The 26901-nt window shown below is 34.6% G+C and carries 26 protein-coding genes, 1 other RNA gene and 1 other annotated feature; all 27 genes read left to right on the forward strand.

What is annotated here, in order from left to right:
- Positions 1 to 6 precede the first annotated feature (6 nt).
- Positions 7 to 876 carry a rod shape-determining protein MreC gene (gene mreC / locus ACMGE6_RS09075; protein WP_414053529.1) on the forward strand — a complete coding sequence of 290 codons (870 nt, stop codon included), beginning with the start codon at positions 7 to 9 and terminating at the stop codon, positions 874 to 876.
- Positions 876 to 1379, forward strand: coding sequence for a rod shape-determining protein MreD (gene mreD, locus ACMGE6_RS09080; RefSeq protein ID WP_414053530.1), 504 nt, complete (start codon positions 876 to 878; stop codon positions 1377 to 1379). The genes mreC and mreD overlap by 1 nt, the downstream gene beginning before the upstream one ends.
- Positions 1380 to 1434: 55 nt before the next feature.
- Positions 1435 to 1506, forward strand: a sequence feature (ribosomal protein L21 leader region).
- Between the two features lie 12 nt (positions 1507 to 1518).
- A complete protein-coding gene (gene rplU / locus ACMGE6_RS09085; RefSeq protein ID WP_414046187.1) occupies positions 1519 to 1827 on the forward strand; it encodes a 50S ribosomal protein L21 in 309 nt (102 codons plus the stop codon).
- Positions 1827 to 2147 carry a ribosomal-processing cysteine protease Prp gene (locus ACMGE6_RS09090; protein ID WP_414053531.1) on the forward strand — a complete coding sequence of 107 codons (321 nt, stop codon included), beginning with the start codon at positions 1827 to 1829 and terminating at the stop codon, positions 2145 to 2147. The genes rplU and ACMGE6_RS09090 overlap by 1 nt, the downstream gene beginning before the upstream one ends.
- 10 nt (positions 2148 to 2157) lie before the next feature.
- Entirely contained in the window at positions 2158 to 2442 is a 285-nt protein-coding gene (gene rpmA, locus ACMGE6_RS09095; protein ID WP_096076260.1) for a 50S ribosomal protein L27, read from the forward strand.
- 91 nt (positions 2443 to 2533) lie between these two features.
- Entirely contained in the window at positions 2534 to 3016 is a 483-nt protein-coding gene (locus ACMGE6_RS09100; protein ID WP_414053532.1) for a Spo0B domain-containing protein, read from the forward strand.
- A 20-nt stretch (positions 3017 to 3036) separates the two neighbouring features.
- The gene (gene obgE, locus ACMGE6_RS09105; RefSeq protein WP_414053533.1) at positions 3037 to 4326 is read left to right on the forward strand and encodes a GTPase ObgE; all 1290 of its coding nucleotides are present in this window, start codon (positions 3037 to 3039) and stop codon (positions 4324 to 4326) included.
- A gap of 11 nt (positions 4327 to 4337) precedes the next feature.
- On the forward strand, positions 4338 to 4787 hold the full coding sequence (locus ACMGE6_RS09110) for an ACT domain-containing protein (protein WP_414053534.1): 450 nt from the start codon (positions 4338 to 4340) through the stop codon (positions 4785 to 4787).
- Positions 4788 to 4796: 9 nt separating this feature from the next.
- Positions 4797 to 5387, forward strand: a complete 591-nt coding sequence (gene ruvA, locus ACMGE6_RS09115) for a Holliday junction branch migration protein RuvA (protein WP_414053535.1) — start codon at positions 4797 to 4799, stop codon at positions 5385 to 5387.
- Positions 5388 to 5401: 14 nt separating this feature from the next.
- Complete coding sequence (ruvB, locus tag ACMGE6_RS09120) at positions 5402 to 6415, forward strand: Holliday junction branch migration DNA helicase RuvB (RefSeq protein WP_414046193.1); 1014 nt, start codon at positions 5402 to 5404, stop codon at positions 6413 to 6415.
- 1 nt (position 6416) lies between these two features.
- On the forward strand, positions 6417 to 7439 hold the full coding sequence (gene queA, locus ACMGE6_RS09125) for a tRNA preQ1(34) S-adenosylmethionine ribosyltransferase-isomerase QueA (protein WP_414053536.1): 1023 nt from the start codon (positions 6417 to 6419) through the stop codon (positions 7437 to 7439).
- Positions 7440 to 7450: 11 nt separating this feature from the next.
- On the forward strand, positions 7451 to 8590 hold the full coding sequence (gene tgt, locus ACMGE6_RS09130) for a tRNA guanosine(34) transglycosylase Tgt (RefSeq protein WP_414053537.1): 1140 nt from the start codon (positions 7451 to 7453) through the stop codon (positions 8588 to 8590).
- 9 nt (positions 8591 to 8599) lie between these two features.
- Positions 8600 to 8872 carry a preprotein translocase subunit YajC gene (gene yajC, locus ACMGE6_RS09135; RefSeq protein ID WP_414046196.1) on the forward strand — a complete coding sequence of 91 codons (273 nt, stop codon included), beginning with the start codon at positions 8600 to 8602 and terminating at the stop codon, positions 8870 to 8872.
- 93 nt (positions 8873 to 8965) lie between these two features.
- Positions 8966 to 11257 carry a protein translocase subunit SecDF gene (gene secDF / locus ACMGE6_RS09140; RefSeq protein WP_414053538.1) on the forward strand — a complete coding sequence of 764 codons (2292 nt, stop codon included), beginning with the start codon at positions 8966 to 8968 and terminating at the stop codon, positions 11255 to 11257.
- A gap of 117 nt (positions 11258 to 11374) precedes the next feature.
- Positions 11375 to 12478: a mandelate racemase/muconate lactonizing enzyme family protein gene (locus tag ACMGE6_RS09145; RefSeq protein WP_414053539.1), complete on the forward strand. Its 1104-nt coding sequence runs from the start codon at positions 11375 to 11377 to the stop codon at positions 12476 to 12478.
- Positions 12479 to 12500: 22 nt separating this feature from the next.
- Complete coding sequence (locus ACMGE6_RS09150) at positions 12501 to 13613, forward strand: amidohydrolase (RefSeq protein ID WP_414053540.1); 1113 nt, start codon at positions 12501 to 12503, stop codon at positions 13611 to 13613.
- Positions 13614 to 13680: 67 nt separating this feature from the next.
- Positions 13681 to 15936, forward strand: a complete 2256-nt coding sequence (gene recJ / locus ACMGE6_RS09155; RefSeq protein ID WP_414053541.1) for a single-stranded-DNA-specific exonuclease RecJ — start codon at positions 13681 to 13683, stop codon at positions 15934 to 15936.
- A 23-nt stretch (positions 15937 to 15959) separates the two neighbouring features.
- Positions 15960 to 16481 (forward strand): adenine phosphoribosyltransferase, encoded by a 522-nt coding sequence (locus ACMGE6_RS09160; protein WP_414053542.1) that lies wholly within the window; start codon positions 15960 to 15962, stop codon positions 16479 to 16481.
- Between the two features lie 116 nt (positions 16482 to 16597).
- Positions 16598 to 18787: a RelA/SpoT family protein gene (locus tag ACMGE6_RS09165; RefSeq protein ID WP_414046202.1), complete on the forward strand. Its 2190-nt coding sequence runs from the start codon at positions 16598 to 16600 to the stop codon at positions 18785 to 18787.
- 10 nt (positions 18788 to 18797) lie between these two features.
- A complete protein-coding gene (gene dtd, locus ACMGE6_RS09170) occupies positions 18798 to 19250 on the forward strand; it encodes a D-aminoacyl-tRNA deacylase (RefSeq protein WP_414053543.1) in 453 nt (150 codons plus the stop codon).
- Positions 19247 to 20107: an N-acetylmuramoyl-L-alanine amidase gene (locus tag ACMGE6_RS09175; RefSeq protein ID WP_414053544.1), complete on the forward strand. Its 861-nt coding sequence runs from the start codon at positions 19247 to 19249 to the stop codon at positions 20105 to 20107. The genes dtd and ACMGE6_RS09175 overlap by 4 nt, the downstream gene beginning before the upstream one ends.
- Positions 20108 to 20415: 308 nt before the next feature.
- On the forward strand, positions 20416 to 21675 hold the full coding sequence (hisS, locus tag ACMGE6_RS09180; protein WP_414053545.1) for a histidine--tRNA ligase: 1260 nt from the start codon (positions 20416 to 20418) through the stop codon (positions 21673 to 21675).
- A 4-nt stretch (positions 21676 to 21679) separates the two neighbouring features.
- Positions 21680 to 23479 (forward strand): aspartate--tRNA ligase, encoded by a 1800-nt coding sequence (aspS, locus tag ACMGE6_RS09185; RefSeq protein WP_414053546.1) that lies wholly within the window; start codon positions 21680 to 21682, stop codon positions 23477 to 23479.
- A 41-nt stretch (positions 23480 to 23520) separates the two neighbouring features.
- Positions 23521 to 23711: non-coding RNA, 6S RNA (gene ssrS, locus ACMGE6_RS09190), on the forward strand.
- Positions 23712 to 23816: 105 nt separating this feature from the next.
- Complete coding sequence (locus ACMGE6_RS09195) at positions 23817 to 24581, forward strand: tRNA threonylcarbamoyladenosine dehydratase (protein ID WP_414053547.1); 765 nt, start codon at positions 23817 to 23819, stop codon at positions 24579 to 24581.
- A gap of 398 nt (positions 24582 to 24979) precedes the next feature.
- The gene (locus ACMGE6_RS09200) at positions 24980 to 25909 is read left to right on the forward strand and encodes an ABC transporter ATP-binding protein (RefSeq protein ID WP_414046208.1); all 930 of its coding nucleotides are present in this window, start codon (positions 24980 to 24982) and stop codon (positions 25907 to 25909) included.
- Positions 25902 to 26891, forward strand: a complete 990-nt coding sequence (locus ACMGE6_RS09205) for an ABC transporter permease (protein WP_414053548.1) — start codon at positions 25902 to 25904, stop codon at positions 26889 to 26891. The genes ACMGE6_RS09200 and ACMGE6_RS09205 overlap by 8 nt, the downstream gene beginning before the upstream one ends.
- The last annotated feature ends 10 nt before the right edge of the window (positions 26892 to 26901 follow it).

Below are 26901 nucleotides of genomic sequence, written 5' to 3' on the forward strand. Positions count from 1 at the left end.
AATGAGGTGTGGATTTTGCCCAATTTTTATAAAAGAAACAAATTAGTCCTCTTTCTTTTTGGATTAATCATATTTATGGTTTTAGTTGGATTTTCACTGAGAGATAGACAGACATCTACAGTTGAGTCTTTTGTTGGTGATACAACGGCGATGGGGCAAAGAATTGTTTCATATCCGGCACTGTTTATCACTGGAAATTTTCACGATTTGATTCATATGTGGGGAGCAAATGAAGAAAATAAAAAGCTTAAAGAAAAGATAAAAGGATTTGCACAGGTAGAAGCAGATAATTACCGCCTGGAAAAGGAAAATAAGGAATTACGTCAAGCCTTAAAAACTGACAGCATTGCACAGTTTCAGCCAATTATCTCTACAATTATCGCTCGAAATCAAGATCAATGGATGAATACATTTATCGTCAATAAAGGAAAGTCCGCTGGAGTACGTGAAAATATGGCAGTGGTTACTACTGAGGGATTAGTGGGTCGTATAAAGAAGGTAAATAGTTACTCATCACAAGTTGAACTCATCACTTCAAGTATCAAATCCAGTAAGATTAGTGTGACGTTGCAACAAGAAGGACAGGATATTTTTGGCATGATTGATCACTATGATGAAAATAAGAACTTATTGGTGATTTCTGATATTAACAATAACGTGAAAGTAAAACTTGGCACTAAAGTTGTTACAAGTGGTCTTGGCGGTCAATTTCCTAAAGGCATATTAATTGGTGAAGTTAAAAAGATAGAAAATGATGAATTTGGTTTGAGTCAAATTGCTTATGTTGAGACAAAAGCTGATATCAATGAAATTACACATGTTTATATCGCTAAAAAAAGCCCAAAAGTGGTTTCACTTGAAGGAAGTGGTGAATAATGCAGCTTGTAATAATGCCGTTGATTGCTGTCGTTCTCTTTTATATTGACACACTCATCAACTCTATTTGGCCGGTTACTGCCTTTCACACTGCATTTTATTTTCATTCTCATCTTTTATTGATGTATCTACTTATCATCACTGTTTACAAAAATCCTAAAGTTGCACTTATTCTCGGTGTACTTTTTGGTATCATTTCTGATGTATACCTGGGAACAATCTATGGCATTTATTTATTTGGATTTATACTTGCGATATTGATGATGGATCAACTTTTTAAAGTTTTCTATAAAGATATAAAGATGATGATTGTCCTGTTTTTAATTTTCATTCTGATGTTTGAACATTTTATATATATCGTCTTTATGATACTTGGTATTGCACATATCAATTATTTTGTATTTTTAATTTCTCATGTGATTCCCGCTTTATTGATCAACTTTTTGTTGATCGTATTAGTTTTCCCTCTCATATTAAAATTGCTAGATAAGTATGCAAAATAATTATTGACTCAGCTATATTAAAATGATATTATGTTGAAGTTGAGTAGTTTCAAGAAGCTACATACAACCGCACAACTTTAGGTTTAAGTGAGTAATCCACCTGAAGATGGCGTGACTTAAAATAATAGGAGGTGCAAGTATGTTTGCAATTATTGAAACTGGTGGAAAACAATTAAAAGTTGAACAAGGTCAAGAAATCTGGGTTGAGAAATTAGACGTAGAGGCAGGTTCAACATTCACGTTTGATCAAGTATTAATGGTTGGTGGAGATTCTGTGAAAGTAGGTTCACCTGTAGTTGAAGGTGCTACTGTTACAGCGAAAGTTGAAAAACACGGACGTGGTAAAAAAATCACTGTATTTAAATACAAACCTAAAAAGAACTACAAACGTAAACAAGGTCATCGTCAACCTTACACTAAATTAGTTATTGAAGCGATTAACGCGTAATGATTAATGTTACTATCTTAGTAAATGATGAAGGTCAAGTGACTGAGTTTACTATGGAAGGACATGCAGATAGTGCACCACACGGACAAGATCTTGTTTGTGCAGGCGCATCGGCAGTCGTTTTTGGTAGTATGAACGCAGTGATTGGTTTGACAGATGAGAGACCAGATATTGATTATGCGGATGATGGTGGCTATTTTACAGCCAGAGTGGTGGATTTAAATAACAAAGAAGCCCAGTTGATTATCCAAGCGATGCTTGTCTCATTACAAACGATTGAAGCAGAATACGGACAATATATTAAACTAAACTATAAGTGAGGTGTAACTCATGTTAAAATTAAACTTACAATTCTTCGCATCGAAAAAAGGGGTAGGTTCTACACGTAACGGACGTGACTCTGAGTCAAAACGTTTAGGTGCTAAACGTGCTGACGGTCAATTCGTAACAGGTGGTTCAATTTTATATCGTCAACGCGGTACTAAAATCTATCCAGGTGAAAACGTTGGACGTGGTGGCGATGATACTTTATTCGCTAAGATTGATGGCGTTGTTAAATTCGAACGTTTCGGACGCGACAAAAAGAAAGTTTCAGTATACGCTGAAGCAAAATAATTAAATTTTAAGCACTGGATGTTTATCCAGTGCTTTTCTTTTTGTTCACGTGAGCTGTACATTCCATGTTATAATAACTAAAGGTGATTAAATGCATAATAAAGATACATACATGAAAACAAAACATGATTTAGCCAATCAATTGCAGTTGTTAGATGCTTATTTTACTCTTGGTCAACTCGATAAAGCAGAGCAACTAACGAAAGGTGTAATCACACATTTTAGAGATGAACAGCAATTTTTAAAGCTCAACTGTCCGGTTACGATTCAATATTATATTGATACTGTTCTTGAAAATAGATTGTTCGAGTGGTCATTTGAAATCGAGCTTTTAACCAGTGCAATTGATAGATGTGATAAGTCTTTAAAATCTTTTATTAATAAATGTTTACTTGACTTTGAAAGAAGAGTTGATACAAAATCATTAATCACAATAAGTTTATTTGAAATGGAAGAAAAAATTGAATGCTTTATAGCATTATCTGGCAATATTACGAATATAGAAGATTTGCTTTCAGGTAACACTGTTGCAAATCATGAAATCATAGAATATAAAATGGAAATGAATAATTAGAAAAAATATGAGGTGTTTATATGTTTATAGATCAGGTCAAAATTAGTTTAAAAGCAGGAGATGGAGGTAACGGTATCGTTGCTTATCGTCGAGAAAAATATGTACCGCTTGGGGGCCCGGCGGGTGGAGATGGAGGTAAAGGTGCTTCAATAATCTTTCAGGTTGATGAAGGATTAAGAACGCTCCTTGATTTTCGTTTTCAACGTATGTTTAAAGCAGAAAAAGGTGAAAATGGTCAGACGAGTAATATGCATGGTCGCGGTGCAAAAGATTTAATTTTAAAAGTACCACCTGGCACAATTATTAAAAATGCTGAAACAGGTGAAATTATCGCGGACCTAGTTTTACATGAACAAAGTGCAGTAGTGGCACGTGGTGGACGCGGTGGACGAGGCAATTCTCGTTTTGCATCTGCAAGTAATCCGGCACCTGATTTCTGTGAAAATGGAGAACCAGGTGAAGAATTAGAGGTTTCATTAGAACTTAAATTATTAGCTGATGTTGGTTTAGTGGGTTATCCAAGTGTGGGTAAGTCAACACTACTTTCGATCGTTTCGAAAGCTAAGCCGAAAATTGGGGCCTATCACTTTACGACAATTAAACCCAATTTAGGTGTGGTCCAAACTAAGGATAATAGAAGTTTTGTTATGGCTGATTTACCAGGATTAATTGAAGGCGCATCTGAAGGCGTTGGTTTAGGTCATCAATTCTTAAAGCATGTTGAGCGTACACGTGTAATTATTCACATCATCGATATGGGTCGTACAGACGGTCGTGATCCTTATGAAGACTATTTGACAATCAATAAAGAATTAGAAAACTATAATAAAAAATTAGCACGACGTCCACAAATTGTTGTGGCGAATAAAATGGATATGCCGAATGCCGAAGAGTATCTAGCAGAATTTAAAGAGCAGATAGGTGATGACATTGAAATCATCGAATTAAGTGCAGCAACCTATCAAAATATTGATACATTATTATATCGTGCAGCAGATTTATTAGATGCAACAAAAGATGTAGACTATGATATTGATGAAGAAGATACTGCTGTGCATCGCGTAATGTATAAACATGAAAAATCTGCAGATCACTTTGAAATTACACGAGCAGACGATGGTGCATATGTTGTAAGTGGTAATTCGATAGAACGTCTATTCAAGATGACCGACTTTACTCGTGATGCATCCGTTCGACGATTTGCACGCCAAATGCGTTCTATGGGTATCGACGATGCATTACGTGAACGTGGGTGTAAGAATGGTGACATTGTGCGAATAATGCGCGGTGAATTTGAATTTGTAGAATAGCAGGTGATGAAATGACGGATCAAAATAAAAAGTTTTATTTAATTCGCGAAGATGTATTGCCTGAATCAGTTAAGAAAACGTTATTAATTAAAGATTTACTTGATAAAAATCCTAAACTTTCAATATTTGATGCAGTGAAAACATATGATTTATCACGCAGTGCTTTTTATAAATATAAAGATACTATATTTCCAGTAGATGAAAAAACACGTGAACGTAATATTACGATAATGGTTCAAGTTGATGATAAGGTTGGACTGCTAAGCCGTATTCTTGAATTTATTGCAGGAGAAAATGGCTCAGTTCTAACAATTCATCAAACCATACCGATTAAAGACAAGGCAACCATTACGATTTCTTTAAATGCGACGAATATGGATTTAACGATTAATGAATTGCTTGAAAGAATTGAATCTATTGATAATGTTAATCATGTGCAATTACTCGGAATGAGTTTATAGGAGGGTAAGATGTACGCTTATTTAGATGGAAAGTTAGAAGATATATTGCCGACTCATTTAGTTGTATCGGTGAACGGTATAGGTTATGAATGTCTTGTCCCTAACCCTTATCGTTTTCAAAAATATTTAAAAAAAGAATTGAAATTATTTACTCAGCTTATTGTTCGCGAAGATGCACACACACTGTTTGGTTTTGAAAATATTGAAGAAAAACAATTATTTTTATCTCTTAATAAAGTGACAGGCATAGGACCGAAATCTGCGTTAGCAATCTTAGCATCAAGTTCACCACGTGATATAAAAAATGCAATCGAGAATGAAAATGACAGTTATTTAATTAAATTTCCAGGTATCGGGAAAAAGACAGCACGTCAAATGATTCTAGATCTTAAAGGAAAATTGATTATCACTGATGAATCAGAAGTATTTAAAGAAATAACTGAACAAAAAACTGAAGTGATAGAGGAAGCCTTACTCGCTTTAGAAGCTTTAGGCTATACTAAACGAGAGCTTCAAAAAGTTGAAAAAGTACTTAAACAGGAGCAACTGCAAACAGTTGATGAGAATGTTAAACGTGCCTTTCAAATGTTAGTGTCTTAGAAGGGGAGGATGGAATGGACGACCGAATAACTGATGAATCGTTGTTAAACACTGATGAATTTCGTGAAGAATTAAGTTTACGTCCAGAAAAACTTTCCCAGTATATTGGACAGGACAAAATAAAACATAATTTGGATGTATTTATTCAGGCAGCCAAATTAAGAAATGAATCGTTAGATCATGTGTTATTGTATGGTCCACCGGGTCTGGGAAAAACTACATTGGCAACAATCGTGGCAAACGAACTCAATGTAAATATTCGGACGACTTCAGGTCCCTCTATTGAACGACCAGGTGACTTAGCAGCAATTCTTTCGAGTTTAAATGCTGGAGATGTACTTTTTATAGATGAGATTCACCGACTCAGTCGTGTAGTCGAAGAAGTACTTTATCCCGCAATGGAAGACTTTATGTTGGATATAGTTGTGGGCAAAGGAGAAGAAGCAAGAAGTATTCGTATTGAATTACCTCCATTCACACTAATCGGTGCAACGACTAGAGCTGGAAGTCTCTCTGCCCCTTTACGAGACAGATTTGGTGTACATTTAAGATTAGATTATTATTCTGTAGATGATTTGTCACAAGTTGTCAGTCGAACGGCTGATGTATTTGATGTATTGATTGATGAGGCATCGGTGACCGAACTGGCAATGCGTAGTCGTGGTACACCACGTATTGCCAATCGTCTATTAAGGCGAGTGCGTGATTTTGCGCAAGTTAAAAATAATGGATCCATAGATTATGCGATTACTTCAGAAGCTTTGAACTTACTACAAGTGGATGCGTTTGGTTTAGATCATATTGATCATAAAATATTACGTTCTATCATTGAACGTTATAACGGAGGACCGGTAGGGTTAGATACGATCGCAGTTTCAATAGGGGAAGAACGCATGACCTTAGAAGATGTATATGAACCGTATTTAATACAAAAAGGTTTTCTTGAAAGAACACAAAGAGGTAGAATTGCGACACCTCTTGCATATGAACATTTTAATATACCGTTTAATAATGAAAAGAGGAAATAAGTTGGATGTAAAAGATTTTGATTTTGATTTACCGGAAAGATTAATTGCGCAAACTCCGTTACTTGATCGTACAGCAAGCAGATTACTAGCATTAAATAAGTTAACCGGTGAGATTACTCACACGCATTTTAAATCGATAATTGATTTTTTAAATCCTGGAGATACGCTTGTACTTAATGATACAAAAGTGATGCCGGCGCGTTTGTTTGGAGTTAAGTCTGATACTGGAGCCAAAATAGAGATGTTAATGCTCACTGAGCACGACAATGGATGGGAAGTATTAATTAAACCAGCTAAACGCGTTCAAAAGGGTACAGAAGTGTCATTTGGTGATGGTAAGATCATTGCAACATGTGTTGAGGTGCTTGATCAGGGTGGTCGTATAATGAACTTAAGTTACGAGGGAATATTACAGCAACGTCTGGACGAACTCGGCTTAATGCCTTTACCTCCTTATATAAAAGAAACATTAGACGATCAGGATCGTTACCAGACAGTATATGCCAAAGCTATTGGTTCAGCAGCAGCACCAACAGCAGGTCTACATTTTACCGAGAAACTATTAGAACAAATTCAGCAAAAAGGTGTCAATATTGCATATATTACTTTACACGTCGGATTAGGAACATTTCGACCGGTAAGTGTTGAGTCAATTGAAGATCATGATATGCATAGTGAATACTATGAAATGACAGCATCTACAGCTTCACTACTAAATGCAACGAGATCGAATGGAAAGAGAATTATATCTGTAGGTACCACTTCAACAAGAACACTTGAAACTATTGCAGACGAGAACGGTAAATTTAAAGCTGACAGCGGCTGGACTGATATCTTTATTTATCCAGGTTATAAATTCAAAGCTATAGATGCGATGATTACTAATTTTCATTTACCAAAATCAACCCTTGTTATGCTTGTTTCAAGTTTAGCGACAAGAGAAATAATATTAAAAGCATATAACGAAGCAGTAAAAGAAGAATATCGCTTCTTTAGTTTCGGTGATGCTATGTTTATTTATTAAAGGAGAGTATTATGCCAGCAGTAACATATGAACATATTAAAACTTGTAAACAATCAGGAGCAAGACTTGGAATCGTTCATACCCCACACGGGTCATTTGAAACTCCGATGTTTATGCCCGTAGGTACACAAGCGACAGTTAAGACGATGAGTCCGGAAGAATTAAAAACAATGAATGCAAAAATTATTTTAAGTAATACGTATCATCTATGGTTAAGACCAGGGAGCGATATCATTCGTGAAGCGGGTGGTTTACATAAATTTATGAATTGGGATCGACCTATACTAACAGATAGTGGTGGATTTCAAGTATTTAGTTTAAGCGATATGCGCAAAATTGAAGAAGAAGGTGTTCATTTTAGACACCATTTAAATGGTTCCAAGCTGTTTTTAAGTCCTGAAAAAGCGATGCATATTCAAAATGATCTCGGTTCAGATATTATGATGGCATTTGATGAATGTCCTCCAATGCCTGCAACATATGAATATGTAAAAGCAAGTATTGAAAGAACGAGTCGTTGGGCAGAACGTTGTCTTAAAGCGCATCAACGTCCGCATGATCAAGCTTTATTTGGAATTATTCAGGGCGGTGAATATGAAGATTTACGTACACAGTCAGCGAAAGATTTAGTCTCACTAGATTTTCCTGGTTATGCAATTGGAGGTCTTTCGGTAGGTGAGCCAAAGCCTGTAATGTATAGAATGTTAGAGCATACAACACCACTTATGCCATTTGATAAACCACGTTATCTTATGGGAGTAGGTTCTCCAGATGCATTAATAGAAGGGGCAATTCGAGGCATAGATATGTTTGATTGTGTATTGCCGACACGTATTGCTCGAAATGGTACGTGTATGACGAGTGCAGGACGTGTCGTTGTCAAAAATGCAAAGTATGAGCGAGATTATACACCACTTGATATGAATTGCGATTGTTACACATGCAAAAACTATACAAAAGCTTATATCAGACATTTGATTAAAGCTGATGAAACCTTTGGTATCCGTTTAACGACGATTCATAATTTACATTTCTTACTTAACTTGATGGAACAGGTAAGAGAAGCAATTAGAAATGATCGTTTATTAGACTTTAAAGAAGAATTCTTTGAAGCATACGGATTAAATGTAGAAAATCCAAAAAATTTCTAGGAGGTCAATATGTCAACAGAGATGCAGGCAATTATTATGCAGGTATTACCTTTAATTGTTTTACTGTTGGTTGCTTATGTGCTAATGATTCGCCCACAACAAAAAAGATCGCGTGAGCAACAAGAGTTACTGCGCCATTTAAAACGTGGAGATAAAGTAGCGACAATCGGAGGATTACAAGGAACAGTAAAATCTGTAGATTCTAAATATGTAACGATTATTGTCAATAATAAAGGAACTGAAATGACATTTGATAAGCTTGCAATAAAAAAAGCGCAATAGTAATATCTAACGAATTTACTTTTATGATATGATATTGGTATTTATTACAATGTTTTTAAATAGTTATAAAATTTTATTTTTCGAGGTGAAAGAGTGAAGAAGCGCAGTAGATTAATAGCATTATTGTTATTAACAATTCTTTTATTTAGTTCAATGGGTGTTACAGCAAAGAGTATTATGGAGAAAGTAAATCTTGGTCTGGATTTACAAGGTGGCTTTGAAGTCCTTTATAAAGTAGATAAGCTGGATAAAGGAGACAAAATTGATAGTGAGGTAGTTAAGGCAACAAGTAAGACACTAGAATCACGTGTCAATGTTTTAGGTGTTTCTGAACCTAAAATTCAAATAGAAAATAAGGATAGAATTCGTGTTCAACTAGCAGGCGTTAAAAATCAAAACCAGGCACGTGAAATTTTATCGACGAGTGCTAATCTGACGATACGTGATGCCAATGATAAACTATTATTATCAGGTAAAGACCTTGTTCAGGGTGGTGCAAAGCAATCATTTGATCAAAATAGTAATGCACCAGTCGTAACGCTTAAACTTAAATCAGCTAAAAAGTTTGCTGATATTACCAGAAAGATTTCTAAACAAAATCCAAATATCATGGTCATCTGGATGGATTTTGAAGAAGGTAAAGATAGCTATAAGAAAGAAGCGAAAAAAGAACAAGCTGGTAAAGAGCCTAAATACGTGAGTGCTGCAGGCGTTTCACAGGAAATCAATTCTCAAAATGTTGAAATTTCAGGTGGATTCCAGGGTGAAAAAGGTTTACTTCGTGCTAAGCAAATTGCTGATTTATTAAACTCAGGTGCTTTACCAGTAAAGCTTACAGAAATTTATTCAACATCAGTGGGTGCACAATTTGGTCAGGATGCATTACATAACACAATGTTAGCATCTGCGATAGGTGTAGGACTCATCTTCTTATTTATGATTTTCTATTACCGTTTACCAGGTATACTTGCTGTGATCTCTTTATCAGCATATATTTGGCTGACGATGATTGCGTTTAATATGATTCATGGTGTCTTAACATTACCAGGTATCGCTGCATTAGTGTTAGGTGTAGGGATGGCAGTAGATGCGAATATCATCATGTATGAACGTATTAAAGATGAATTAAAAATCGGACGTAGTGTTAAACAAGCCTTTAAAAAAGGATCTGATTCTTCATTCCTGACAATTTTAGATGCCAACTTAACAACAGTGTTAGCGGCTTTAGTACTTTTCTTCCTTGGAACGAGTAGTGTTAAAGGATTTGCTACAATGTTGTTACTAGGTATTCTGATGATTTTCATAACGCAAGTATTCTTTACCCGATTATTACTGAGCTTAGCTGTATACTCTGGTTTCTTTGATAAAAAGTTCAGTTTCTTCGGCGTCAGTGCTAAAAATCGTCATCACATATCAGAGGGTGTTGATGTACATGATCTTAAGACGCGCTGGGATCGTATTGATTTTGTGAAACTTGCAAAACCATTACTTGCGGCATCAGTTGCTTCGATTATTATTGGTAGTATTGTTATTGCATTAATGGGACTTAATTTAGGGATTGATTTTAAATCAGGTTCACGTGTTGATGTGAAAAGTGATAAAGTATTGAAAGTAGAAGATGTCAAATCATCACTGAAAGATTTAAATTTAGAAACGGATAATATTATTATAAATTCTGAAGCAAACAAAATGGGTGTCATCCAGTTTAAAGATCCTTTAACAAAAAATGAAATAAAGGATTTAAAATCAGCATTCACTAAGCAATACGGTCATGAGCCAAACGTCAATACCGTTTCGAGTGAGATTGGTAAGGAACTTGCAAAAAATGCTATTAAATCAGTAATTTATGCTGCAATTGGTATCATCATCTATGTAACTTTCCGTTTCGAATGGAGAATGGGTCTGACATCTGTATTATCTTTATTACATGATGCATTCTTAATTATTGCTTTCTTCAGTATTTTCAGGATTGAGGTCGATGTTACATTTATAGCAGCGATTTTAACAATCATTGGTTACTCAATTAATGACACGATTGTTACGTTTGACCGTGTACGCGAAAATTTACAAAAGATGAAAGTCATTACGCGACCTGAGCAAATTGATGATATTGTTAATAGTTCTATACGTCAAACTTTAACACGCTCAATCAATACCGTATTAACAGTTATTATCGTAGTAGTTGCTTTGATGCTTTTAGGAGCATCTAGTATCTTTAATTTCTCTCTTGCTTTATTGGTTGGTTTATTATCAGGTGTATTCAGTTCAATCTTCATCGCAGTTCCGCTTTGGGGAATCTTAAAGAAACGTCAATTAAAAGCGAATGGCGGAAGATTAACTGTTTATGAAGAGAAGAAATCAAATGATGAAAAAATTTATGTTTAATACTTTACTTTTAGAAAAATCATGTCTAGACATGATTTTTCTTTTTTTGTCTAAAAAATCACAAATTTCAACTTTTTTTTATTATGATAATGGTAATTGTATTTATGGGGGGATAATATGAAAATCACTAAAATTAAAGGGTACTATATTCAGCTGCCATTAAAAGAACCGTTTGTCATTAATTATGCTACCTATGATAGCATGCATTCAGTCATCGTTGAAATTCACACGGATACAGGTTTAGTCGGTTATGGTGAAGGTGTGGCTGATGAGCACGTAACTGGAGATAGCGCACCTGGAGTTTATGCTAACTTGGAAATGATTGCTCCGTCACTTATTGGTCTGAATCCATTAAATATTGAATATATACACAATAAACTGGATCAAATGATTTTAGGCAATCCTGCATTGAAGGCGTGTATTGATATCGCATTATATGATATTCTGGGAAAACATGCACAATTGCCGGTCTACCAGTTACTAGGTGGACAGACAGTTGAACGTTTAGATTATGCAAAAGTATTAAGTGTTAAAGTTTTTGAAGAAACAAGAAAAGATATTGATGCATTGCTTGCCGACGGTTATAAAGTGATCAAAGTTAAGCTTGGTGGAAATATTAATGATGATGTTAAGAAATTAAAACAAATTTTAGATTATATCAAAGACACGGATGCAGAAGTGAGAGTCGATTGTAATCAAGCGTGGTCTAATCCGAAAGCGATAATACAGGCATTAAGTACAATCAATGATCCAAAGTTAAAGTGGATTGAACAACCTTTAAAAGCACACGATATAGAAGGGATGAAATACTTGTATGAACGTATGCAGGTAAGTTTAATGGCAGATGAGATGATAAAGGATGTTAAAGATTTAGCGAGTTTAAAGTCACCACATTTTGATTTATTAAATGTTAAGCTGATGAAATGTGGCGGTATACACAATGCAGTAAAAATTATTAGGTTTGCAGAAGCATTAGGAATTGAATGCCAAATTGGATCTATGGTGGAATCTTCTATCGGTAGTGCAGCGGGTTATCACACGGCTATGGCACTAGATAATGTAAAAACGACAGAACTTACAGGGCCACTCCTATTTAGTCAGGATATTGGTAATCTAACATACGAAATTCCTTATGTATATTTAAGTGAGGAACCAGGTCTAGGTATTAAGGTAGATAGAGACATTTTAAAAGCATTAACCGATAAACAATTTGAAGTATAAAATTTTAAACAAGGGGATTAACATGAACGAAACAGAATTTCATGATAGGATATTAGAGATTAATCGTGAACTAAATCTAAGAGCAGAAGTAAGTTGGGACGAAGAAAAAACAACGGATTATATTGAAAAATTATTTAAAGATGAATTTGATGTACATAGATTCAATAAAACAGGACTATATATTAAAATTCCAGGTAAAATTGACAAAACTGTAGCTTTTAGAAGCGATATTGATGCATTGCCTTATAATTTTGAAGACGAACTAAAAGTCATTCATGCATGTGGCCATGATGCACATATGACGACACTTATCGGATTATTATATAAATTAAAAAACACAAGGTATCAACCTATTTACAATTTACTGTTTATCTTCCAACCAGCAGAAGAAGATGGTAGCGGTGCTAAATATGTATTAGAACATAACATCTTAGAAAATGTTGAATATATGTTTGGAATGCACGTTCGTCCATTAAATGAATTGAAAGGCAATGAATTCTCAAGCAGTATCCAGCACGGGGCTAGCGCTACTTTGCATGTTGATATTACAACCACTGAAGGTCATGCAGGCAGACCTTGGGAATCTATTAACAGTATCGATATTGCGATGGATTTAAATCAGCAAATCAAAGCATTAAATCATGACGGTGATCGAACATACTCAGTGAAGATGACTACAATTGAAACGTTGAGTGGTACGCATAATACGATTCCAGGAACAATTAATTGTGTCTTTGATGTACGTGCTCAATATAATGAGACAATGCAGGATTTACAAACGAATATTGATAACATTTGTGAATCAATTAATAATAAATATGACTGCACATTAAAATATTTTTATTCAAGTAATACAGTTGCTGCTGACATCAGTGACGAAGCTAAAGATATTATCACTGAGGTATTAAAAGAACAACAACATGATTATATTGAAACGATAGTCACACCTGGTGCTGAAGATTTTCATACCTATGCTAACGCATTACCTGAAATCAAAACAACGATGCTGGGCATTGGGTGTGATATGAATCATGGATTACATCATCCTGAAATGCAATATGATAAGGAATCAATCTTTACCGCTATTAACATCTATTATGATGTAATTAAAAAACTAGATGAAAAATTAGATTAAATTTGAAGGCATTCATTTTCTTAAATGAATGCCTTCATGTATAATTTTAGAGTGTAGGGGGATTGTTATGGAAAAAATTAAATGGCAAGTGTCCAGGATAGAAAATACAATTCCTGAGGAACTCATCAAAAAATATAAAATCTCTAAGATTAATCAAAAAATATTAAGTGCACGTAATATCATATCAGACGCAGAACTTAATGAAATCTTTTCAGACGGACAAATACATGATCCATTTTTGCTCTATCAAATGGATAAAGTTGTAGAGAGAGTTCACTATGCAATTGAACATGCTGAACCTATATTAGTCTATGGTGATTATGATGCTGATGGAGTAACAAGTGTTACTGTCATGGTGAAAACGCTGGAATCTTTAGGAGCAGTTGTTGGATGGTATATTCCGAATCGTTTTACGGAAGGATATGGACCTAATGAAGATGCCTTCAGACAGGCGGCAGATGAGGGAGTCAAATTAATAATTACTGTGGATAATGGGATACAGGGTCATCATGAAGTTGAAGTTGCCAATTCTCTTGGAATAGACGTTATTATTACTGACCACCATGAAATTGGAGCAACCTTACCGGATGCATTTGCAGTTATTCACCCGATGCATCCGGAAGGTAATTATCCTTTTGCACATCTTGCAGGTGTGGGAGTTGCATATAAGGTGAGTCATGCCCTCTTAGGAAAAGAATATAAAGATTTCTTACCATTTGTTACAATCGGTACAATTAGTGACCTTGTTTCGATGACAGGCGAAAACAGAGCGATGGTTAAACAAGGTCTTAAGATGATAAATCAACAAGCTCCAGTAGGAGTTGCAGCATTACTTAAGCGTGCAAACTTTACAGGTGAAATAACAGAAGAAACAATTGGATTTATCATCGGTCCAAGGTTAAATGCAGTAGGACGACTTGATGATGCGAGAATTGCTGCTGAACTTTTACAGCTAGATGATCATTACGAAGCTGACTGGATAGCAGAACAGGTTGATGCATTTAACGATGAAAGAAAAGCTATTGTAGAATCAATTACTCAGGAAGCAATGATTGAAGCTGAAGATAAAATAAATAATGGCAACCGCTTTTTAGTCATCGCTAAAGAGAATTGGAATGAAGGTGTTCTGGGAATTGTGGCGAGTCGAATCGTAGAAAAATATAATTTACCGACAATTGTTTTAAATATTGATTATATTAATGATTATGCTAAAGGCTCGGCAAGAAGTGTACAACAAATTTCGATGTATGATAGTCTTGATCAGGCTAGAGACTACATCACTAAATTCGGTGGTCATCATATGGCTGCAGGTTTAACATTACCTATTGACAATATTGAACAATTAGAAAGAAATATCAACTTATATCTGGAGCAGGTTCTAAACGGAGAACCTATAACAACGCAACTTGACATTGATGCAATCGTTGAGATGGAAGATATTACTGTTAAGAACATCAGTGATATGGATTTACTACGACCATTTGGTACTGACTTTAAAGCACCTGTACTTGGAATTTACGACCAGAAGATTACTGAGATAAAGCAAATCGGTCAAAATGCAGCGCATTTAAAATTTAAAACTGCAGCTGATTTAAATTGTCTGATGTGGAAGCGAGGAGATTTTTTAAATGAATTTCCTGTTGGTACAGACGTTAATATTGCAGGGTCGCTGCAACTGAATGAGTGGAATGGCAACATTTCACCTCAGATGATCGCTCAATCAATGCACTCAGATGATGTTAAAATGGTTGATTTCAGGAATGTCCACCCAAGAAAATTTGCTTTTTTAAAAGATGAGCAGGATGTAGCATACATTATTCAACCCGGCCAACCTAAAATCAATGAAAATTATTATTATTATGGTGAATCAGTATATGGACATGATAAAATAGTTTTTAGAGATATTCCGGATACTTATGAGAGTTTTAAAACTACATTCGATTCAATAGACGCTGAGACTATTTATTTTATCTTTCATAAAAAAAAGCAGATTTACTTTGAAGGTATGCCAAGTATAGAAAAATTTAAATTATTATTTAAATGTTTTAAAATGAAGCCCATGATTGACTTAAAGAAAGATGGTGGGTATATTATTGATTTATTGAAAGTTAAGCCTGAGACCTTACTCTTTATGCTGGAGGTTTATAAAGAACTTGAATTCATTCAGCAAACCGATATGACTTTTGAATTAAATGATACTATCCAAAAAGCTGAAATTCAAAGTTCAAATCATTATAATGAAAGATTAAGGGAATTAAAATTAGAACAGTTATTTTTATTTTCAACATTTGATAGTTTAAAATCTCAATTAGTTCAAAGATAAATATGACAACGGAGGCACTGAGGATGGATTTAAAAAAATATATTGCAGAAGTACAGGATTGGCCAAAAGAAGGAATTAGTTTTAAAGATATTACAACGTTAATGGATAATGGTGAAGCGTATTCATACGCTACTGATCAAATTGTAAGTTTCGCAAAAGAAAAACAGGTAGACATCGTTGTTGGTCCTGAAGCACGTGGATTTATTATTGGGTGCCCTGTGGCATATGCAATGGGGATTGGATTTGCACCAGTACGTAAGGAAGGAAAATTACCTCGTGAAGTGATTCGATATGAATATGATTTAGAATATGGCAGCAACGTTCTGACAATGCATAAAGATGCGATAAAACCGGGACAACGTGTATTAATTACCGATGATTTACTAGCTACTGGAGGTACGATTGAAGCGACAATTAAACTCGTTGAACAATTAGGTGGAATTGTTGCTGGTATTGCATTTATTATTGACCTGAAGTATTTAAACGGGATGGACAAGCTTAAAGGCTATGATGTTTTAACACTTGTAGAATATGAAGCAGAATAAATTTTTCGTTATAAAGGATTGAGTTACATTTAATTGACTCAGTCTTTTTTATATTTCATTTAAAAATTAGTGATATTATAGTATTATTAATACATTATAAAGAGGGTGGTGATAGAATGAACAATGAATATCCATATACTAAAGATGATGTGCTGGCAATGACAAAAGCATACTTATCGGAGGAAGATTACCAATTCGTTGTTAAAAGCTATCAACTTGCCGAAAAAGCACATACTGGGCAATTCAGAAAAAATGGTCTCCCGTATATTATGCATCCTATTCAGGTTGCAGGTATACTTGCAGAAATGAAGCTTGATGGACCAACGATTGTTGCAGGTTTCCTGCACGATGTTGTAGAAGATACCCCGTATACATATGAAGACTTGAAGGCAATGTTTAATGAAGAAGTAGCATATATTGTTGATGGTGTAACCAAGTTAGAAAAAGTTAAGTATCGCTCTAAAGCGGAACAACAAGCAGAAAATCATCGCAAACTCTTTATTGCGATTGCAAAAGATGTTCGCGTTATATTAGTTAAACTTGCAGATAGATTACATAATATGAGAACACTAAAAGCTATGCCACATGAAAAACAGGTGCGTATTGCAAAGGAAACACTCGAAATATATTCACCACTAGCACATCGATTAGGGATTAATACAATTAAATGGGAACTGGAAGATATCTCATTGCGATATATTGATAGTATTCAGTATTTTAGAATTGTGCATTTAATGAAAAAGAAACGTAGTGAACGTGAAGCATACATAGAAAATGCGATTGAAAATATTCGTAAAGAAATGAGTATTACAGGCATTTCTGGTGAAATAACGGGTCGTCCAAAACATATTTATAGCATATACAGAAAAATGGTAAAACAGAAGAAGCATTTCGATCAAATATTTGATCTGTTAGCAATTCGTATTATCGTTGACTCTATTAAAGATTGTTATGCTGTTTTAGGACTTGTACATACATTGTGGAAACCAATGCCTGGTAGATTTAAAGATTATATTGCTATGCCTAAACCAAACATGTATCAATCATTGCACACAACCGTTGTAGGTCCGAATGGTGATCCATTAGAAATTCAGATAAGAACACATGAAATGCACGAAATTGCAGAACACGGTGTTGCTGCGCACTGGGCATATAAAGAAGGTAAAACTTTAGTTAATCCTGATGAAGCTAAAAGTTTAAGTAAGATGAGCTGGATGAAAGAAATAGAAGAAACAGATTCTACATCACCAGATGCTGAAGCATTTATGGAATCTCTTAAATATGATTTACAATCTGATAAAGTGTATGTCTTTACACCGGAAAGTGATGTCGTAGAATTACCTATTGGTGCTGTTCCAATTGATTTTGCCTATGCTGTGCATAGTGAAGTGGGTAATAAAATGATTGGTGCAAAAGTTAATGGTAAAATAGTCCCGATTGATTATGAACTCCAGACAGGTGACATTATAGAAATTAGAACGTCTAAACATTCCTACGGTCCTAGCAGAGACTGGTTGAAGATATGTAAATCAGCAAGTGCAAAAAGTAAAATTAAGAGTTTCTTTAAAAAACAGGATCGTTCAAGCAATATCGAAAAAGGTAGATTTATGATTGAAGCGGAGTTTAAAGAACAGCAAATCAATATGGATGAAATTATGATTGATGAAAATATTTCTGTTGTAATTGAAAAGTATAATTTCTCTAGTATTGATGATGTATATGCTGCGGTAGGCTTTGGAGGTCTTACAGCTTCTGCTGTTGTCGGTAAACTGACAGAAAAATATCGAATTAAAGAAAAAGAACAACGTTTAAATCAAGTACAGGAAGTAAACAAAACATTAAATGTAAAACGTAATATCCAGACTGAGACAGGGGTCTATGTTGAGGGTATGGATAATATGCTGATAAAGTTATCAAAATGTTGTAATCCTGTACCAGGTGATGCAATAGTCGGCTATATTACAAAAGGGCATGGCGTAAAAGTTCATCGAACAGAGTGTCCAAATGTTATCAATGAAACTGAGCGATTAATTGATGTTGAATGGGTGAAGTCATCTGAAAACAAGACTTATCAAGTTGATCTTGAAATTACTGCTTATGATCGTCTTGGATTATTAAATGAAGTATTACAGGCAGTAAATGCGACTAAAACAACATTAACGCAGGTTTCAGGAAAAGCAGATATTGATAAGAATGCAAAAATAAATATTAGCATCATGGTTAAAAATGTTAATGAACTGATGCGTGTTGTCGATAAAATAAAACAATTAAGTGATATTTACACAGTGACCAGAATATTAAATTGAGGTGTCTTATATGCGTGTCGTATTACAAAAAGTTAAACAAGCTTCTGTAACTGCAGAAAATTATTTTCAGTCTATCGATCAAGGATATTGTCTGTTAGTAGGTATAGGAGAACAAACTACTGATGAAGATTTAAAAGTCATGGCAAAAAAAATTGCTAATACAAGAGTTTTTGAGGATGAAGATGGTAAAATGAATCTTTCGATTAAAGATGTCGGTGGTAAAATACTATCAATCTCGCAGTTTACTTTATATGCAAATGTCAAAAAAGGGAATCGCCCTAGTTTCACAGATGCCATGCATCCAGATACAGCAAATAAAATGTATGAAACATTTAATGAATATTTAAGTAGTTATGATATTGATGTTTTGCCAGGTGTATTTGGTGCATCAATGGATATTGCACTGATTAATGACGGGCCAGTAACAATAATATTTGAAAGTAATGAAGGAAAGATACAATGAAAAAAATTGATTTAAGACCTATACAACGGTCTCGACCGCTACGATTAGGCTTACTTTCATTAATGACTGTATTATTAATTTTCTTTCTCTTTTGGCTTTTTACAAAACAAAACAATGAGCCCACCGCATTGACCATGATTGAAGATGGTGAATTACGTACAGGGCCTCAAGCTTTTTATCCAGTGATATTTAATGTGAAAAAAGGCGACAACCTTGATATTTTGAAACATACTGGTAAGTGGTATTATGTTAAGGATGGTAATAAAAAAGGATGGATTGCAGGTTGGCATACAAATCTTAATATTAAAGAAGACAAAATTGCAGGTGCAAATCCATTTAAAGGTAAAACTATTATGCTTGATCCGGGACATGGTGGAAATGATCAAGGTGCCTCAAGCAAAGATGGAACGATTGAAAAAGATATTACTTTAAAGACGAGTTTAATGTTAAAGCAGAAACTTGAAGAATCGGGAGCAACGGTTCTAATGACAAGGACAAGTGATGAATACGTTAAATTAAAAAATCGTAAAGGCTCAGCAGACGTATTTTTAAGCATTCATGCTGATGCGCTAGAAGCATCAAGCCCACACGGTTTAACGGTTTATTACCACCATGATAATCAAAAAGTTTTAGCTGATACTTTACATATGGCGATTAAACAAAAGGCATTATTATCTGATCGTGGTGTAAGACAGGAAAATTTCCAGGTGATACGACAAACTGAAAAACCTGCTGTCTTACTGGAATTGGGCTATATCAGTAATCCAACCGATGAAAAAATGATGAAAGATGAGAAATACCGTCAAATCATCGTTACCGGAATCGTTGATGGATTGCGTAATTACTTTTTATATTAACTTGACTTTAGTAAATTAACTTAGTAATATAAACCTAATCAACTTAACAAATAGCCGTTTGAATCTATCATTTATAAGCCGTTTATTGAATAGAGACATCTATATCGCTGAAATTAGATGATAAATACTTATAATATGTAACAATAGATGAGGTTGCAATAAGAAATTATTGCCGTTTTACATGCGTTAAATGTACTTGAGTGGGTACTTTACTTTGTACCAATTAGGGTGGCAACACGGAAAATTTTACGTCCCTTATGCATTATTTATGATGCATAAGGGGCTTTTTATTATTTAAGGAGGACAATATGATTAATATTCCAAGAGGAACACAAGATATCTTACCATCAGAAACTCCGAAATGGCGTTATATTGAGGATAAATTGCATAATATTGCAGCATCTTATAATTATAAAGAAATACGTACACCAATTTTTGAATCTACTGATTTATTTGCTCGAGGTGTAGGAGATACAACTGATATTGTTCAAAAAGAAATGTATACATTTAAAGATAAAGGTGATCGCAGTATTACTTTACGTCCTGAAGGTACAGCAGCAGTTGTTAGAAGTTACATTGAAAATAAGATGAATGGCGATGCAAATCAGCCTATCAAACTATATTATAATGGACCAATGTTCCGTTATGAGCGTAAACAAAAAGGACGCTATCGTCAGTTTGTTCAATTTGGTGTAGAAGCGATAGGTGCAGAGAATCCTGCGATGGATGCAGAAGTGATTCACATGGTCTACAGCATTTATAAATCTTTTGGATTAAAACATATAAAAATCGTGTTAAATTCAATAGGGGATATGGATAGCCGTAACACCTATAAAGAAGCATTAGTCGAACACTTCGAGCCACACATTGAAAACTTCTGTAATGATTGTAAAAATCGTTTACATTCAAATCCGATGCGAATTTTAGATTGTAAAGTAGATCGAGATCAACCATCGGTTAAAAATGCACCTAAAATTATTGATTATTTAAATGACTATTCATTAGACTATTACAATGAAGTGAAACGCTATTTAACACTTTTGGAAGTTCCATTTGTTGAAGATGCAAATCTTGTACGTGGCCTGGATTATTATACGCACACTGCTTTTGAAGTAATGAGTGAAGCAGAAGGATTTGGTGCTATCACTACGTTATGCGGTGGCGGAAGATATAACGGTCTACTTGAAATGTTAGATGGACCAAAGGAGACTGGTATCGGATTTGCCTTAAGTATTGAACGTTTGTTACTTGCAATTGAAGCTGAAGGTGTCGAACTTGATATCGATAATGGTATAGATTTGTTTATTGTTACGATGCCTGAAACTGTTGAAGCTGGAATGAAAATTTTAGCTGAAGTGAGAAACGCAGGTTTGAAAGCAGATATTGATTATTTAAATCGAAAAATTAAAGGACAGATGAAACAGGCTGACCGTATTCATGCTAAAAATACCATAGTTTTAGGTTCAAACGAACTTGAGAGCGGCAAGGTGAATATTAAAACGATGAATACCGGTGAAAGTAAGGAAATAGAACTTAAAAATATAGCTGCATTCATTAAAGGAGAGTAAAAACATGGAGAAAAGAACAACGTATTGCGGATTAGTAACAGAAGAATATATTGGACAGGAAGTAATATTAAAAGGATGGGTACAAAAACGCCGTGATTTAGGTGGATTAATCTTTATCGATCTACGAGATAGAGAAGGTATCGTTCAAGTTGTCTTTAACCCGGATTTTTCAGAAGATGCTTTAGAGATTGCAGAAACAATTCGTTCAGAGTATGTTGTTGAGATTAAAGGAAAGGTTACGGAACGCGACGCAGCTGTGGTTAATCCAAAAATAAAAACAGGTAAAATTGAAGTTCAGGTTTCCGATATCAATATTATAAATAAATCTGAAACACCACCTTTCCAGATCGAAGCAGAAACGGATATTTCTGAAGATGTCAGATTAAAATACCGATACCTTGATTTACGTCGTGAACCATTAGCTAATACTTTTAAGATGCGTCACCAAATTACCCGTGCTGTACGTAATTATTTAGATGAATCGGGATTTTATGAAGTTGAGACTCCAGTACTTACTAAATCGACACCTGAAGGCGCACGTGACTATCTAGTACCTTCACGCGTGCAGGAAGGGAAATTCTTTGCATTACCACAATCACCACAAATTTTTAAACAGTTATTGATGATTGGTGGGTTTGATAAGTACTATCAAATCGTAAAATGTTTCCGCGATGAAGATTTACGTGCAGACCGTCAACCTGAATTTACACAAATCGATATTGAAATGAGTTTTGTGGATCAGGAAGATGTTATGGCAATGAATGAAGGAATGCTTGCACGCATTATGAAAGACGTAAAAGGGATTGATATTACAACACCGTTTCCTCGAATGACTTATGAAGAAGCAATGAGAGACTATGGTATTGATAAACCGGATACACGATTTGATATGAAACTTAAAATATTGAATGACCTTGCATTAAAAATGGATTTCAAAGTGTTTAATGAAGCTGTAAAAAACGGCGGAGCAGTCAAAGCAATTGTTGTTAAAGGCGCTGCAGAAAAGTATTCAAGAAAAGATATTGATGCACTACAGGAATTTGCAAAAATTTATGGTGCAAAAGGTTTAGCTTGGGTGAAAGTTGTAGAAGAAGGATTAAACGGACCCATTGCTAAGTTCTTTGATGAATCAATGACTTCTGAATTACAAGAAACAACTGAAGCACAAGCTGGAGATTTAGTATTATTTGTGGCAGATAAATTATCAGTTGTAAATGCAAGTCTTGCTAATTTACGAAATAAACTTGGAAAAGATTTAGACTTAATTGATGAGAATAAATTTAATTTCTTGTGGGTTACAGACTGGCCATTATTTGAATACGATGAAGAGTTAGGCCGTTACTTTGCAGCACATCATCCGTTTACTGCACCAAAAGCAGAACATTTAGATTTATTAACGTCGAATCCGATAGCAACACAAGCTAATGCTTATGACGTAGTTTTAAATGGATATGAACTTGGTGGTGGTTCTATTCGTATTCATAACCAGGATGTACAGGCGAAGATGTTTGAAGCACTTGGCTTTACTAAAGAAGAAGCTGAAGAACAGTTTGGATTCCTGATGAATGCCTTTAAATATGGTGCACCTCCACATGGTGGTATTGCTTTAGGATTAGACAGAATGGTGATGTTACTTGCAGGGCGTACGAATTTACGTGATGTCATTGCCTTTCCTAAAACAGCATCAGCAACTGATTTATTAACTGAAGCACCTAGTGCTGTAGAAACTTCTCAGCTAGATGATCTACACATCGGTCTAAAATTAGATGAAAAAGAACCAAAAACTAAGGATGATATTAAATAGTTGCATTTTAGTATAATTGTGCTATTATATAGTCATAAGATAGGTGTCTGAAGAGTACGACATTTGTTTATTCTATTTTGACCTAACACTTTTTGATCGGGAGTCTAATAGGTTTTCTTATAGCGCACACGCCTCATAACGGAGGACTTGCAAAATAAGAAACGGGACACCCACCTGTTTATAGCAGGCCAAAATGATCAACACTTAAGATGACGGCTCACTTGGATACTATCGGAAGACGAGAGACTTTAGTCTCTCGTCTTTTTTATTTTGTAATGAATAAGTCTTAGTAATATGGTAGGATATAAGTATTGAATATTAGAAATGGAGATAAGCAATGAAACATCAATTTTCTAGAAATGAACTTGCATATGGAAAAGAAGGTTTAGATGCTTTAAATAAAAAAACAGTAATGATTTTAGGTGTCGGGGGAGTAGGATCATTTGCTGCTGAAGCATTAGCAAGAACGAACATAGGTCATATTATTCTGATAGATAAAGACGATGTAGATATTACGAATGTCAATCGTCAGCTGCATGCACTGACAACAACAGTTGGCCAGTCAAAAGTAACGCTGATGGAAGAACGTATTAAATTAATCAATCCTGATTGTAAAGTCACATCACTACATATGTTCTATACAGATGAAACCTATGAACAAATCTTTAATTACGATATTGATTATGTGGTTGATGCGAGTGACACAATTATGTATAAAATTCATTTGATGAAAGAATGTCTTAAACGTGGTATCAAAATAATATCGAGTATGGGTGCTGCTAATAAAACGGATCCTACTCGTTTTAAAATAGTAGATATTTCTAAGACGCATACAGATCCTATGGCAAAAGTAATCCGCACAAAATTAAAAAAAGAAAGAATCTATAAAGGTATACCTGTGGTATTTAGTGATGAAAGTCCAATCGTAATCCGAGAAGATGTAAAAGCATATGTAGGAAATGCAGATGCATCTGTCAGAAAAGCACAGATGCCACCATCAAGTAATGCATTTGTACCGAGTGTTGTAGGTCTTATCTGTGCGAGCTGGGTAGTTAATGACATCTTAAAGGACTTCCCGGTAACAAGAGTTAAAGATAAATAATAGATGAACTGTTGAACTTTCGTTCAGCAGTTTTTTTGTCTGTTATAAACGCATGTTCGACAGCCTTATTAACGGCGTCTTCATAGCTGTCGCTTAGTAAACTTCAAAAATCCACAGAAATCAAAGAGCGATTTCATTGTGTATTTTCTCCAGTTTACATGCGACAAAACGCTATTCAGACAGCCTTATTAACGGCGTCTTCATAGCTGTCGCTAAGTAAACTTCAAAAATCCACAGAAATCAAAGAGCGATTTCATTGTGTATTTTCTCCAGTTTACATGCGACAAAACACTATTCAGACAGCCTTATTAGCCAACCTTAAAGTTACCTTAAATTTGGTTAATTTGACTAAAATATTATTAATTTTAATGTATGATAGGGGTAACGGAGGTGTAGAAATGGAAGATAATGCATATAGTTTGCAGGTAAGAAATTTAAACAAAACAATTAATAAGAAGCATATTATTAAAAATCTAAATTTTGACGTTAAAAAGGGCGAAGTTTTTGGTTTTTTAGGGCCAAATGGCGCAGGCAAGACAACCACGATTCGAATGATTGTTGGTTTGACTTCGCCTACATCAGGAGATATTAAAGTTTTTGGGAAATCAGTACTTACAAATCGTAGTGAAGTGATGAAAGATATAGGTGCGATTGTTGAGAATCCAGAGTTATATCCCTTTTTGTCAGGTTTAGAAAATTTAAAACAGTATGCACGTATGCAAAATGGTATTACTAAAGAAGATATTACAAGAGTGGTAAGACTGGTAGGTCTTGAAAATCGTATTAAAGAAAAAGTTGCTAAATATTCTTTAGGGATGCGTCAAAGGTTAGGTTTAGCGCAAGCTTTATTGCATCAACCAAAAATATTAATTCTTGATGAGCCTACGAATGGTCTAGATCCAGCTGGTATACGAGAAATAAGGGATTATATTAAGAAGCTTGCTGCTGAAGAGGATATGTCAGTCATCGTTTCAAGTCATCTAATGAGTGAAATGGAGTTAATGTGTGATAGATTTGGTATTATTCAAAATGGACAAATGATTAGAATTGAAGATGTTAATACTATCGTGACAGCAAGTGACGTGGTAAAACATCATTTAGATGTATATCCAATCGATCAGGCTGTAAAACTGTTAAATGAGAAGTCGATAAACTTTGTTTTAGATAAACAGTTGATTGAAATAGAAATTGCTTCTAAAGAGATGCCTCAGCTTGTCAGAGATCTGGTTAAAGCGAATATAGATATTTACGGCGTAACGAAAGAAAAAATATCGCTTGAAGACAGATTTATGGCATTAACACAAGACGGGGGTGCACACATTGTTTAAACTAATAGTTAATGAATTTAACAAATACTGCAATCGTCCTGGAACTTATATTATGCTAGCCATTATTGTTGCAATCATGATTTTAGGTGTTGTATTAAACAATCAGTTTAGTAATGATGGCGATAACAAATCGTATGATAAAGATTGGAAAACTGAAGTAAAATCTGATATACAAAAATACGAAAAAAGATTAGTTCAAATTTCAAAAAAACCTGAGGATAAAAGATCTCTGAGTGAAATATCTGATGAAATGACACTTGGAGATAAGGTTAGTAAATTGAAATATTATTTAAAGAAAGATACACAACCTCCTGCTAGTAATAATTTTTATCAGCATTTACTTGATACAGGTGGGTTACTAAGCTTTGTCACGATAATGATTATAATTATGAGTAGTGGATTAATGTCACGAGAGCATCAACAGGGCACAATAAAGTTGTTATTAATTAGACCTGCATCTCGTTTAAAGATTTTCTTCTCAAAATATTTATATATTTTAATCGCATCACTTATCTTTCTAATGTTCACTTATGGCGTCAGTGCTTTGATTGCTTTGTTTACGACTAAGATGAATCCAACTCAATACTTAGCCGTTCAAGGTCCTTCTGGATATAAGATGGTTAATGTTTTTGAACTTTTAGGGCAACAGCTATTTGCGAATTACTTATTTATCATTACATTCGCGATTATTGCTTATGCATTATCTGTTATATTCAAACATACAGCTTTAAGTTTAGGCGTTACATTTGCATTGATGTTCTTTGGAGATTTAGTAATGCTGTTTTTAAAAGGAAAAACAAAATTCCTGGAATTTTTCTGGCCGGCAAACTGGAATTTAGCTCAATACTTACCGAATAGTCCATCTGAACTTATTGATAAAGATTTATCGTTTGGATTTAGTTTGACGTATGATTTAATTGCTTTAATGCTCATTACAGTAATTGCAGCATGGATTTTTAATAAAAGGGATGTCGCCAACTAAAGAAGCAGCA

It is taken from the genome of Macrococcus equi (assembly GCF_047426745.1).
Lineage (GTDB): Bacteria > Bacillota > Bacilli > Staphylococcales > Staphylococcaceae > Macrococcoides > Macrococcoides equi.

Bases quoted from the DNA above. Each gene is read 5' to 3' on its own strand.
- ruvA (WP_414053535.1), top strand. From the start codon at position 4,797: ATGTACGCTTATTTAGATGGAAAGTTAGAAGATATATTGCCGACTCAT.
- aspS (WP_414053546.1), top strand. From the start codon at position 21,680: ATGGAGAAAAGAACAACGTATTGCGGATTAGTAACAGAAGAATATATT.
- ACMGE6_RS09200 (WP_414046208.1), top strand. From the start codon at position 24,980: ATGGAAGATAATGCATATAGTTTGCAGGTAAGAAATTTAAACAAAACA.
- ACMGE6_RS09150 (WP_414053540.1), top strand. From the start codon at position 12,501: ATGAACGAAACAGAATTTCATGATAGGATATTAGAGATTAATCGTGAA.
- ACMGE6_RS09145 (WP_414053539.1), top strand. From the start codon at position 11,375: ATGAAAATCACTAAAATTAAAGGGTACTATATTCAGCTGCCATTAAAA.
- recJ (WP_414053541.1), top strand. From the start codon at position 13,681: ATGGAAAAAATTAAATGGCAAGTGTCCAGGATAGAAAATACAATTCCT.
- rplU (WP_414046187.1), top strand. From the start codon at position 1,519: ATGTTTGCAATTATTGAAACTGGTGGAAAACAATTAAAAGTTGAACAA.
- mreD (WP_414053530.1), top strand. From the start codon at position 876: ATGCAGCTTGTAATAATGCCGTTGATTGCTGTCGTTCTCTTTTATATT.
- ruvB (WP_414046193.1), top strand. From the start codon at position 5,402: ATGGACGACCGAATAACTGATGAATCGTTGTTAAACACTGATGAATTT.
- ACMGE6_RS09100 (WP_414053532.1), top strand. From the start codon at position 2,534: ATGCATAATAAAGATACATACATGAAAACAAAACATGATTTAGCCAAT.
- hisS (WP_414053545.1), top strand. From the start codon at position 20,416: ATGATTAATATTCCAAGAGGAACACAAGATATCTTACCATCAGAAACT.
- yajC (WP_414046196.1), top strand. From the start codon at position 8,600: ATGTCAACAGAGATGCAGGCAATTATTATGCAGGTATTACCTTTAATT.
- ACMGE6_RS09165 (WP_414046202.1), top strand. From the start codon at position 16,598: ATGAACAATGAATATCCATATACTAAAGATGATGTGCTGGCAATGACA.
- ACMGE6_RS09090 (WP_414053531.1), top strand. From the start codon at position 1,827: ATGATTAATGTTACTATCTTAGTAAATGATGAAGGTCAAGTGACTGAG.
- obgE (WP_414053533.1), top strand. From the start codon at position 3,037: ATGTTTATAGATCAGGTCAAAATTAGTTTAAAAGCAGGAGATGGAGGT.
- tgt (WP_414053537.1), top strand. From the start codon at position 7,451: ATGCCAGCAGTAACATATGAACATATTAAAACTTGTAAACAATCAGGA.
- rpmA (WP_096076260.1), top strand. From the start codon at position 2,158: ATGTTAAAATTAAACTTACAATTCTTCGCATCGAAAAAAGGGGTAGGT.
- ACMGE6_RS09160 (WP_414053542.1), top strand. From the start codon at position 15,960: ATGGATTTAAAAAAATATATTGCAGAAGTACAGGATTGGCCAAAAGAA.
- ACMGE6_RS09195 (WP_414053547.1), top strand. From the start codon at position 23,817: ATGAAACATCAATTTTCTAGAAATGAACTTGCATATGGAAAAGAAGGT.
- dtd (WP_414053543.1), top strand. From the start codon at position 18,798: ATGCGTGTCGTATTACAAAAAGTTAAACAAGCTTCTGTAACTGCAGAA.
- ACMGE6_RS09175 (WP_414053544.1), top strand. From the start codon at position 19,247: ATGAAAAAAATTGATTTAAGACCTATACAACGGTCTCGACCGCTACGA.
- ACMGE6_RS09110 (WP_414053534.1), top strand. From the start codon at position 4,338: ATGACGGATCAAAATAAAAAGTTTTATTTAATTCGCGAAGATGTATTG.